This is a genomic window from Microcoleus sp. PH2017_34_RAT_O_A, assembly GCF_020737885.1.
Taxonomy (GTDB): Bacteria; Cyanobacteriota; Cyanobacteriia; order Cyanobacteriales; family Microcoleaceae; genus Microcoleus.
The window spans coordinates 16,073-28,406 of the sequence record NZ_JAEQDD010000062.1; the positions used below are offsets into that span (position 1 = coordinate 16,073).

At 44.9% G+C, this 12,334-nt stretch carries 8 protein-coding genes; 3 read left to right on the forward strand and 5 right to left on the reverse strand.

All coding sequences use genetic code 11. The features are described from left to right. Positions 1–14: 14 nt before the first annotated feature. Positions 15–1,307 carry a glycosyltransferase family 39 protein gene (locus tag JGK11_RS20690; RefSeq protein ID WP_293212662.1) on the reverse strand — a complete coding sequence of 431 codons (1,293 nt, stop codon included), beginning with the start codon at positions 1,305–1,307 and terminating at the stop codon, positions 15–17. Positions 1,308–1,752: 445 nt separating this feature from the next. Next, complete coding sequence (locus tag JGK11_RS20695; RefSeq protein ID WP_293181706.1) at positions 1,753–2,625, reverse strand: alpha/beta hydrolase; 873 nt, start codon at positions 2,623–2,625, stop codon at positions 1,753–1,755. 105 nt (positions 2,626–2,730) lie between these two features. Between JGK11_RS20695 and JGK11_RS20700 the strand changes: the two genes are divergently transcribed. Further along, the gene (locus tag JGK11_RS20700; RefSeq protein WP_293212664.1) at positions 2,731–3,225 is read left to right on the forward strand and encodes a GAF domain-containing protein; all 495 of its coding nucleotides are present in this window, start codon (positions 2,731–2,733) and stop codon (positions 3,223–3,225) included. 78 nt (positions 3,226–3,303) lie between these two features. Beyond that, a complete protein-coding gene (locus JGK11_RS20705; RefSeq protein WP_293212666.1) occupies positions 3,304–3,837 on the forward strand; it encodes a hypothetical protein in 534 nt (177 codons plus the stop codon). A gap of 536 nt (positions 3,838–4,373) precedes the next feature. On the opposite strand, the gene JGK11_RS20710 is transcribed toward JGK11_RS20705, so the two are convergent. After that, positions 4,374–4,727 carry a hypothetical protein gene (locus JGK11_RS20710; protein ID WP_293181709.1) on the reverse strand — a complete coding sequence of 118 codons (354 nt, stop codon included), beginning with the start codon at positions 4,725–4,727 and terminating at the stop codon, positions 4,374–4,376. Positions 4,728–5,112: 385 nt separating this feature from the next. After that, complete coding sequence (uvrA, locus tag JGK11_RS20715) at positions 5,113–8,079, reverse strand: excinuclease ABC subunit UvrA (protein WP_293181710.1); 2,967 nt, start codon at positions 8,077–8,079, stop codon at positions 5,113–5,115. Between the two features lie 347 nt (positions 8,080–8,426). Here uvrA and JGK11_RS20720 point away from each other — a divergent pair, with 347 nt between their 5' ends. After that, positions 8,427–10,208 (forward strand): SWIM zinc finger domain-containing protein, encoded by a 1,782-nt coding sequence (locus JGK11_RS20720; RefSeq protein ID WP_293212668.1) that lies wholly within the window; start codon positions 8,427–8,429, stop codon positions 10,206–10,208. A 244-nt stretch (positions 10,209–10,452) separates the two neighbouring features. On the opposite strand, the gene JGK11_RS20725 is transcribed toward JGK11_RS20720, so the two are convergent. Further along, entirely contained in the window at positions 10,453–12,258 is a 1,806-nt protein-coding gene (locus JGK11_RS20725; protein ID WP_293212670.1) for a serine hydrolase, read from the reverse strand. Positions 12,259–12,334 lie beyond the last annotated feature (76 nt).

Consider the following 12,334-nt stretch of genomic DNA (forward strand, 5'->3'; position numbering starts at 1 on the left):
TAACTGCTTAAGACCTACTGATTAATTAACTTCAACCGACGCTGAATCTGTCCTGCCGCCGCGGCGATTACGATCGCCAAAATCGGGTGCAGTGGCTCGCTGTGGCGAACTTCTGCATAAGTGAGCGCATGGATCAAAGTAAAATAGCCGCAGACTGCCAGCAGTGGCAAAAACTCCCGCCAGCGATGCCGCAAAACTATCATGCCCAAAGCCGCAAATACAGGCAAAATTCGCGACGCTAAAATGCCGACAATCCGTTGCGGCGAAAAGAATTTCCGCATTGCCTGCACATTAAACATAGCGTGATGAGGCCAGTCACTTATAGGGTTTCCCAACCACAAATAAACTGCCTTTTGCAAACAATACCAGAGATAGACAGCCGGCTCGCAGAGTATTGAAGCGATCGCCCGTTTGGTAAAATAGCGATCGCCCTCAATGGTAAAAACATCGTGTCCGCCATTCCGAGCCGGATTGAGTTCTTCCTGCCAAATTTTAGTGATATGGCGTTTTGGCAGTTGTTCGTAGGCAAAATGATAAAACTCTGGACTTCCTTGCCACAGCAGCCCCGTAGAAACACTGTAAATCAAAAAAGTCTTGTGAGTTCGATAATTGTGGTAAGTCCAAGGTGTGGTAATGATGATAATTGCGCCCAAATAAGCAAGAAACAAAGCAATCTTGCGCTTAAAAGACCATTGGCGCGGCATCAATAGTGGGACAATTACCGGAAACAACATCGCTGTCGGCCGACAAAGATTCGTAATTGCCAACAACCCACCTGCTAATGAAAAATTTTGCCACTCCGGCTGTTCCAATGCTCGCAGCAAGCCCAGTATTGTTAAAATCATTAAAGGCGCGTATAAAATCTCTGTTTGCAGCAGCCTGACATGAAGAATCAGGGAGGGATGTAGCGCAATTAATCCAGCGGCGACTAAGGAACTTTGAGGGCCAGTAAAACGCCGTGCCAGGATAAAAGTTAGGGGTATGATTGTCGCCCCCAAAAAAGCTTGTACGTAGACTACAGATGCGGGAGAACGACCGAAAATTACATAACATCCAGCTACAAAAAAGGGATACACTGGTGTCCTGCCCGGCCAATCAAAAAATTTACCCTCTAGCAAAGAGTGTCCCAAATACTCGTAACCTGGTTCATCGCCTGTGAGACGGGCGGGGGTATCGGGGAGAGTTTGGTTGGTGCGCCACGCCAAATAGAGCCGGAATGCTAGTCCCAGCAGCGTCAGAAAAATCAGCGCCAAGACAATTATGCGGTCATTTCTTTGCTGCTGCGTTGCCAAGATATCTCGTGTCATCAAAGCTGACTGCGAAAATTTGATTGGTTTCCTCTCAATTTTTTAGGTTGGGAATGTCAAAAATTATATCGTTTTAGATACATTTTTTTCGAGAATTGATATTTTTCACGCCATGTCCGATTATTCCAGCGGACGATCGCATTTTGAGAATCTTGGGTGCAAGTAGATCTTTGGGCCAATCCATGCTGCAAGCTTTCCGTGTCGCAAAAGCTAACGCGCTCCGGGCGATTGTTCCCCACTCCTATCAGACGCCACAGAGTTGAGTAGAGAGTTGACAGCGGCTCTTGAGAGTCAATCGATTTTAGATTTTAGATTTTAGATTTTAGAGGCGACCCCACGGATAAATTCGGGGGAAGAGAGGATTTTCGATTTTCGATTTGGGATTGAAGTTATTGATAATATTTCCCTATAATTGATATTCAAATGCGATCGCCCGCAACACCAATTAAATGAACTTACTCGCCAAAAAATCTCTGATGTACCGATTGACTAACTGCGGCTGTTCCTGATGCACCCAGTGGCTGCAATTGGGAACGTAATGAATCTGAAAATCCCGCACGTAATCTGCGGTTCCGTAGGTTAACTCTTTGCCGAGGGCCCGATCATTTTCGCCCCAAATCATCAACGTCGGAACTTCGAGGATCTCTCTATGCGGGCGATCGACAAATCCGCGAGCAATATTGCGGTAATAATTGATAGTAGCAGTCAGAGCCCCCGGTTTAGCTGCCGCATCTTTGTAAGCTTGGATATCGGAGGGGGTAAAGCTGCTTTTGTCAACTGCCATGCCTTGCAAAGCGCGATCGATCGCCCGATAGTCGCCCAACTTAATTAAAAATTCCGGCAAAAATGGCAACTGAAACAAAAAGATGTACCAACTTTTCAGCAATTGTTGGCGAGTTCGCAACCCTTCAGCAAACTTTGCCGGATGCGGTATATTCATCACAATTAATTTATCCACCATCTCAGGATAAGCATAAGCAAAACTCCAGGCGATCGCGCCTCCCCAGTCGTGGGCAACTAAGACGCAGCTTTTGTATCCAAAGCCTTGAATAATTCCCTTGATATCTTGTACAAATTCTGCCATCATATAAGCAGATTTATCCTTAGGTTTGTCGCTGTCATTGTAACCCCTGAGATCCACAGCAACAACTTTACGATCTGATGCAAATTCCGGGATTTGATGGCGCCAAGAATACCAAAACTCAGGAAATCCGTGCAGCATCAGCATCAGCGGCCCAGAACCTTGAGTGACACAGTGCAGTTTGATGCCGTTTGTAGCGATAAATTCGTGTTTCCAAGCAGCTTCTAGCACAGACATAAATTTTCACTCTAGATGTAAACTTATACTAGCAGTTGCTATCTTCAATAGAGGTAAACTGAAGACAGAGCTCAGCCAAAACTAGGAAGTTAAGGAGTCATTACCATGTCTGGCGATCGCCTGCAAACAATTGTCAACCGCTTGACAGAACGTCTCAAGCGCGACGTATTAATTGAAAAATCCCTATACGACATTCGAGAAGTGGTGCAGAGCGATCGCGCGGTACTGTATTATTTTTACAGGCAGTGGCAAGGTCGAGTGACTTGTGAGATGCTAAGTGCGATCGAACTGTCAATCTTGGGTTCTACTGGCCCAGACGAGTGTTTTAACGACGAATACGCTGCTTTGTACGAAGCGGGCCGAGTCAGAGCAATTACAGATATTGAAACAGAGCCAATCCACCAATGTCACCGACTGTTTCTGCGTAGCCTGAAGGTTCGCGCCAATTTAGTCGTGCCAATTTTAACCAAAAAAGGACTGTGGGGGCTGTTAGTTGCTCATCAGTGCAGCGGGCCGCGCACTTGGTTGCGATCGGACATTGAATTCATGCAGCAACAAGCAGACAATATAGCCATGTCTCCTACTGTTCAAGATAGTTAACTAATTAAAATTGACATCAGATGCTGTAGATGCTAGCGTAGAATTATAAATTTATCGGTTATATTTACCATGTCACTTTTGAATATTCAAGCTTTAAACAAAGCATTGCCTACCGTAATCTTAGGGTTATTCCTTAGCAGTTATACCACCAACATTGACCGCGGCCAAGTGCCTAACATTGACTCGAAATTAAGCAACAATCAATTAACTACACCTATACTCATAAACTCAACAGAGATTCTAGCTGATAACACCAGCGATCAAGCAGCAATCAAATTATTAATCGATCGGCAGTTCAAAGCTTTGAATGAAAGAAATCCTGAATCCTATATGGCGACAGTAGATCCAAACTCTCCTGGTTTTCAACCAACAATAATTACAATTGCAGAAGTCTTCAAAAGAAATTTAAAGTACGAACCAACAAAAATTGAAATTGTGGGAATTTCAGGAAACGAAGCCAAAGTAAGAATCGAACAAACAACCACAAAGATTGACGGGTCATCTTCAACTTTCAGAGATAATAAGATGATAATATTACATACGTTACGCAAATCAAATGGAGAATGGAAATTTTTTAGTTCGGTACCGGAAAATATTCAGTATTTGAATTAGGCTAACTTATACCATGAGAGCAAAAGTCGCCCTAGGGCGCCGGTACAGTAGAATATTTTGACAAAAATAACGAAATATGTATTATGTAGGGCGAAGGATGAGGGTGACAGTAGATCGCGATCGCCAACCATTTTTTTGTCCTCATGCGAGAGCCCTGCCAAGGTCTACTTTTGCAAAAGCCCTTTTAATCAAATTGTGGGACGCTGCTGGGAGAAACGTCCCACAATAAAAAAGATTTTTGTGGGACGTTGCTCCCAGCAACTTCCTAACTATTTTTGCAAGAAGTCTATTCCCCCTCTGACAATTAATCCACCCTGGGTTAACTGGGTTTAAAGGGGGTTGCTCTCAGTTTATTGTGCTGTTGTCGGAATGGTTTTTTGTAGGATGAGTTGAAAGGTTTTTTCAATGCTTTGTACTGTCATAACTCAGAAACGAAACGAGATAACTGTTTGCTTAATCTGCTGCAAACTACCTCGTAATGTATCAGGATTTCTCGCCAGTACGGTACACCACAATTGTTAGACTACAACAGCATATTAGATAGAGCTTGGATCGACTCCCATGAATCCGACTTTTATGCCAGCAGATTTCATTGCTTTCATTGCTTTATCGTGTACCAGTAGACTCAGAATTGGCACAAGTGAACCAACAATAAGCCAAATTATCCATGCAGAAAGCTTGAGGGATCTTACCAGCTTGTATAGCGCAAATATCCGAAATCCTGTTGCTGCAAAATGTGCGAGTAAACGTATAGGTTGTAGATTTATAGCTTGATTTTGTAAAGAAACATGAAATAGGTTAATAACTATCAAGGCGAGGATAGACCATAAAAACAATCTGTGATCCTCGGCAATTTTCTGAAGTTCTAGACGCGAAAAAGTTGTAGTCATTTACGACTCCTTAAAGATGATTTAATGGTGGATATTTCAATTTATTGATTGATGAACTATATCGAAAATTGCGATTGCCAGATCAAATATAGGTTCTTCCTTTGTGATTTGAGCGATCGCTCTCTGCTTTATAGTATTCCTTTTAATATTATTTTATTGTAAGGCTCTAAAATATAAAGATTTATGACCTACATTCCGCACTTCTTAACATAGCCAGAAGTGTATCCGCTCAATAATCCGGGGTAAATCGCTCAACGATGCACCTCAAATGACGCAAAATCGTTCCTGAGTGGGTAGCAGTAGGGTGCGTCAGCCACTTCTGCCTCTCCACCTGAAAATTAGGCTAATCGCTGACGCACCCTACAATATCTATCCTGACCGAGTATTAGCTAACAGCTACAGCACTCCCTAAAGGATGCTGCTCTAAAACAGCTTTCAAATACTTCCCAGTATAAGAACGAGGATTTGCCGCCACATCCTCCGGCGTCCCCGCCACAATAATTTCCCCTCCCTTATCTCCCCCTTCTGGCCCCAAATCGATCGCCCAATCGCAGCACCGAATCACGTCCAAATTGTGTTCGATGACCAAAATTGAATTACCCTTATCCACCAATCTTTGCAGCACATTGAGTAAGTGGTGAACGTCATAAAACGACAAGCCAGTCGTGGGTTCATCAATCAAATAAAGCGTCTTCCCAGTAGCGCGACGCGACAGTTCCGTAGCCAACTTCACCCGCTGCGCTTCCCCGCCAGAAAGCGTCGGCGCAGGCTGTCCCAACTGAATGTAACCCAAGCCAACATCCACTAACGTTTCCAGTCTGGCGCCCGCCCTCGGAATATTTTTAAACATTTCCGAAGCTTCCTCCACAGTCATGTTCAAAACATCAGAAATTGACTTGCCTTTATACTTCACTTGCAGCGTTTCCCGGTTGTACCGCGCACCTTTACAAACCTCGCACTGTACGTAAACATCCGGCAGAAAATTCATCGAAATCACGTTCACGCCTTGGCCGCCGCAAGCTTCGCACCTTCCCCCTTTCACGTTAAAAGAAAACTGCCCGGCTTTGTAACCTCTTGCCTTCGCTTCAATGCTTTCGGAAAACAAATCCCGAATCACATCAAAGACTCCCGTGTAGGTAGCGGGATTGGAACGCGGAGTGCGGCCGATGGGAGATTGATCGATGACAATGACCTTATCAACCACATCATCTAGAGAGCGTTCGCCCTTGGTTTTTAGGGCGTCCATATCGGGTGGTAAAGGAACTTTTTTGGTCAGATAGTGTTGCAGTGACGGATAGAGCAATTCATTGATTAAAGTTGATTTTCCAGAACCGGAAACACCTGTCACGCAGACAAGTTTTCCCAGGGGAATTTCCACATCGACGTTTTTTAAATTGTTGCGACTCGCATTTTTGAGCGAGAGAGCTTTGCCGTTGCCTTTTCTCCTTTCATTGGGAGTTTCAATTACTCGTTTTCCCGACAGATAAGCACCAGTCAAAGATTCTTCGGCCGCTAGCAAGTTTTCTAAACTTCCTTGCGAGATGATTTTGCCGCCGTGAACGCCTGCGCCGGGGCCGATATCGACAATGTGATCGGCGGCGCGCATGGTTTCTTCATCGTGTTCTACGACAATCAAAGTATTGCCTAAATCGCGCAATTTTGTTAAGGTTTGCAGCAGGCGAAAGTTGTCTCTTTGGTGCAGTCCGATGCTGGGTTCATCTAAAACGTAGAGGACGCCGGTCAAACCGGAACCGATTTGAGTTGCGAGGCGAATTCGCTGGGCTTCTCCGCCGGAAAGTGTCATGGCTGCACGGTCTAATGTCAGGTAATCTAATCCGACATCGAGCAAAAATTGCAATCTTGCTTTGATTTCTCTGAGGGCTAAATCGGATATTTGAAATTGCCGATCGCTCAATCCCAAATTATTGACTCGTTCCCGACATTCGCGAATCGAAATCCCCGTCAAATCCACAATTCCATAGTTTCCTAACCGTACAGACAGCGCCTCTGGTTTCAAGCGTTTGCCGTGACAACAATCGCAAGAGCGATCGACTCGATACTGTTCCAGCTTCTGTTTGATCAAATCAGAACCTGTATCGTCGTACTGGCGCTGCAACATGGAAATTACGCCCTTAAAATCTCTCCTCAAATCGCTGGCGTTGCTGTCTCGCTTCTTGCTTTCTGCGGTTTGTTTTGACTCATTACCGTACAAAATCACTCGCTGGTGTTCGGGCCTCAAGCGGAACCAAGGAGTGTCGATATCAAACCCGCAACTATCGGCAACGCTGCACAGCAAAGAGAGATAATAGGAGTTGTCTTTGTCTGACCAAGGGGCGATCGCACAATAAAGAGGTGCTTTCTCATCAGGAATGACTAACTCCGGTGCAAAAGTCCGCAAACTCCCCAAACCGTGACAGTTGGGACAAGCGCCGTAGGGCGAATTAAACGAAAACAACCGGGGCGAAAGTTCTTCCATCACCGCGCCGTGTTCGGGACAAGCAAAGTTCTCCGAAAATACGATCGGCCCATTGGCTGGTTCAGAATTTTCGTCAGGCGGTAACTCTTCTACGATCGCAATTCCCTCAGAATGTCGCAAACAAGTTGCCAGAGAATCCACTAAACGCTCTTCTAAACCCGGTTTTTTAACTAACCGATCGACAACTATCTCGATATTGTGGATATGATTTTTATCTAATTCGATATTTTCCGAAAGTTCTAAAATTTCTCCGTTAACTTTGACGCGAATAAATCCTTCGGAAGCTAAACTCGACAATAATTTGCGGTGAGTGCCTTTTTTTCCGCGCACAACTGGGGCCAGAAGGTGAAAGCGAGTACCGTCTGGAAGTGCCATAACTCGATCGCACATTTCATCAATTGTCTGCGGCGCAATGCAGCGATCGCAAATCGGACAGTGCGGTTCGCCAGCTCTGCCGTAGAGCAATCTAAGATAATCGTAAATTTCTGTAACAGTGCCGACAGTCGATCGCGGGTTGTGCGAAGTTGACTTTTGGTCGATCGAAATAGCAGGGCTCAACCCCTCTATCGCATCGACATCCGGCTTATCCAACTGTCCCAAAAACTGGCGGGCGTAGGCGCTGAGAGACTCCACGTAGCGGCGCTGTCCCTCGGCAAAAATTGTATCGAAAGCCAGGGAAGACTTACCGGAACCGGAGACACCGGTAAAAACTATCAGTCGATCGCGCGGCAGTTCCAGATCGATATTCTTAAGGTTGTGCTGTCTCGCACCGCGAATCCGAATCGTATTTTGGCTGTTGGAGTTAGAAGTCATCACATGATGCCCGTTGTCGGATGCACTTGGCTGGCTGTGTGAGGTTTTGGCGCGTTGGGACATGAGAGTAGTGCAAAACAGTGCTTAACCATCTTAGCGCTGCCTTTGGACTAGCTGGCATCCAAACTCAAGAATATCGAATAATTTTAAACAGTTGACAGTTGACAGTTGAGGGTTGAGGGTTCAGTTTTATTTTCCGCTGCTGTTTGCACAGTAGACTGGATAATGTTTACTTCCCCTGCTTTGAAATTCATATTAAAGAATCTTAAAAAATTGACAGTTAACAGTTGACACTTGAGGGTTCAGTTTTAATGCCCGCTGCTGTTTGTAGAGCAGACTGCATATCGTAGACCAAGTGCATTTCTGAAGTAAAATCGAGTCTAATCCTTTAATTGCTGAGGTCTGGTGTGATGCCAATTCCCAAACTTAGTGAAACGATTATCAAGAATAACAGTTCTGAGCGATCGCTCAACCGAGCCGAAGATTACTATCTCGGTGGCAATGTTGCTAGCGCAGTTCTCCGCGGCCATATGGTGCAAGCAAAAGTATACGGTTCTCAAGTTGAACCTTACGATGTTACCTTGCCCTTTACTCATGCCGGATTAACATCTGGAGTATTCTGCACTTGTCCTTACGATGGCGATGGATGGTGCAAACACATTATCGCTACGCTGTTTTTGTGCCTGCGAGAACCAGAAAAAATTGAACGGGGCGAAACGCTGGAAGAGTTGCTCTCTCGCCTCAATGACGCCCAAATCTATGAGTTATTAGAGCATTTAGTGGACAACGAACCGTCGCTGATAAGTGCGATCGAACTATACGTCAACTCAAACGCTGTGTCTGGGCCGACAAACCAACTGGCGACAACACATCGGCGAAGTGCGATCGATCCTGCTCCTTTTCGGCGACAAGTGCGAGAAATTTTCCGACAAGCTCAGAATCATTGGGAGGATGAATATGCTTATGATGAAGAAGACCCGATTACAGAAGAAATTTTAGAACTGATTCAGCAAGCCCAGGAATTCAGCGAACATGGAGACGGCAAAAATGCTTTAGTAATTTTAGAAGCCATTACCTCAGGTTGTGTTGATGATTGGGATGACGTAGCAGAATATGGTTGTGAAAGTTATGAAATCACTAATGCTTTGGATGAAGCTTGGACAGAAGCCATTTTGACGGCTGAGCTAACTGCTGAAGAAGAAATAGATTTCGAGGTGATGTTAGAAGGTTGGAAAGATGAATGGGATTGTGATTTCAGTATGAGCTTGGAAGCTTTACGCCAAGGTTGGGACTACCCGCCACTCCAGCAGATATTGGAAGGAAACCTTAGTGGACAAGGGTTTTGGGAGGTTGACGCACCAGATTATGCTCATGACTTAACCTTGACTAGATTGCAAATTCTCGATCGGCAGAATCGCGACAAAGAATACTTATACTTAGCCAAAGCAGAAGGCTGCATTCAACAATATCTGACAATGTTAGCTCGTTTGGGGAGAATAGAAGAAGCTGTGAAAGCTGCCACAACCGACATGACATCAGTGGAAGAAGCTTTTGCTCTAGTTCAAATTTTACAAGAAGACGGATACTCAGAAGAAGCTCTAAAGATTTGTCAAGCTGGGTTAAATTTACCCGGCAATTCTACCTACAAACTGGCAGTTTGTATGAGTGAATTAGCCGATGGATTGGGTCAAAAAGAAGCTGCGTTTAATGCCAAACTTAAAGTCTTTGAGATTCAACCTTCCTTGAATAATTATCTTTCATTGCAGGAGTTATCAGGAGATAATTTGTCAACTTTGAAAGCAGATTTATTGGCAATTTTAAGAGCCAGTCAAAGCTACAATTCTACCGAAGCGAAGGTGGATATTTTTCTGCATGAGAAACTGATTGAAGAGGCGATCGCCCTTGTTGACACATCCTACGGTTCACAACTGGTTCATCGAGTGATGGTGGCGGCAATTTCCCATCGCCCCGATTGGGTAATCGTCAATGCTAGTCGCCGCGCTGAATCGATTCTAAATCAAATGAAATCAGCCGAGTACGATAGTGCGATCGAGTGGCTAGAAAAAGCCCGTGCTGCCTATATACAAACTGGGCGAAATGTTGAATGGTCTGCTTATCGCGCTCAACTCATGGAAGTACACAGTAGGAAGCGGAAATTCATGGGCTTGTTCAAAAACTCATATTTAAACTGAGTCTTAACTTTACCTTCATTCAGTTCACAGTTGACAGTATTTGTAGGGTGCGTCGCCACCAACAATCTTTGCATCAAGACCGACAATTTGATAGCGATGCACCTGACACAATTCCCATGTATGAGGTGCATCGCTTGCTAGATAATTGATTGAATTATGGGATTAAAGAAGGGAGAGGCACCCTACGAACAATCTGCGTTTATCTGTGTTTATCTGCCTCGCATCTGCCGTTGACTTATCAATATTATTTGACAACAGCAGTCGGTGCAACCATATTCCAATTTACCCGTGAAGCACCGTACAAAATAAAATTATTCAAAAGCCCGTAAGCATCCCCGCAATTGTAACCTTTAGCCTCAACACACTTCTTATCAGCCCTCTGATTCACAGCCACAAAAATATCAACTCCATCCGGCAACAAACCCGCATACATCTGCAAATTAGCAAAATCATCAAGGATGCGACCTTTATCGTCCACAGGCGGCAATTTCCACTCTTTCGGATTGTTACTTCCCCCTAACTGAATTGCCCAAGCCTCAGTACCATCGAGCGCTCCGTTATGAGCAGTATATCGATTCCAAACATTATTTCGCCTTTCCCCAATGCGCGGATTGTTTTCATAACCGCCCACCCAATATTGTGACATGAATTTGAGAAAAACTCCAGCTTCCGGAGCAAGCGAACCAGTTCCTGGACTCAAATCTGTACTTCTTCGGGAAAAAGGAACCTGGCTTAAATTCCAAGACCAGTTAATCTTCCCTGGCTGCGGATTTATCCAGCTAGAAAAGTCGCAAAAATTACCATTCCAAATACAGTGCGGTCGCTTCAAATCCCATCCCTTACCGTAGTAATTTTTGCCGTTCCAGTGGCGTTTTTCCGGCTCGCGATCGCCAAAATTTTCTACTCCTTGGCTCATGAAAATTCCCTTGGTAGCCGTAGTAGGAATTCCCAACTCGGTTTTGAAGAAAACCTCCAAAGCAGAGCCTTGATGAGTTTCTAGTTTACCCGTTTTAGCAGCAAATCTGCCGGAAGCTACCAACTGCTGCAAAATAATCGTAGGAAATGCCGGACTGGTATTGGAATAATGATATTGACCGAGAGGATACTGAAGGCATCGCCCAGCCAAAACCATCATAGTTTCTTCTAAATTAGGACTAGGCAAAAAATAGCCTGCATTAGCAGAGATGCCGAGTTGATTTTTAGCAGAAATGACAGATTTGTTCCCCCATTCATTGACAAGTAGCTGTTCTTGGGATTTAAAATCTGCTGGGGTTTTCAGATTTCGCAGCACTGGCAAATTTGCCGTCATATCTTCACCGTATCTGGGCGCGCTCCGCTGAAGTCCCGAGCGATGGGATAATAAATTTCCGAGGGTGACGTTTTGCCACTGTTTGTCTGCAAATCCTGAGTTAAGATTGCCACAATTACTGTCTTTAATAGCAACTGGAAATTTGACTTTTCCCGAAAATGCCGCGTGCAATTTTTCCGGGATAATGGCTATTGGATATTGCTTGTTCAAACCGGGAATTAGCGGCGGATAATGTTGGGGGTCGAACAATTTCATCCCTTCAATTTGGTCGTCAGTCAGTTCTAAATTTGCCCGATCGCGCGCCGTCTGTTTTAGCGCCCAGCGCACCATGGCAAAGGTAACAGGCTTGCTGATACTGCCGATCCGCATGGGGGTATCTGCGGGTACGATCGCACTTAGAGGGGTCTGCATATCGTCACCGCAAGCCGGATTTGAGTTATTGGTCGATCGGTCTTTCATGCGCCCCAAACCCCAAACACCCACGGGCTTACCTTTAACAGAAACACCGAGTACGGCGGCACCGACGCAGCGGTGGCGCATAAATTCTGTCAGCGATTGTACAATTGGCTGGAGTTGTGCGTCGCCGCTACCGCTAACGGGGATGCTTTCTTGGGCCAAAGCTATGTTGTTGTTGGACTCGAAAACCTTTCCCAATCCTCCTAAAAGGATAGCTGAAATTAATATCAAAGTTGTGTAGAAAAGTCGGTGGTATTTCGGTCGATCGTCCGCAATTTTCATCATAAAAACTCCTATTTTAAAATAGTGAGAAATCCTCAATTTTCGCCCTGAGGTAGCGAAGCTTAAGCGTGCATTTCAG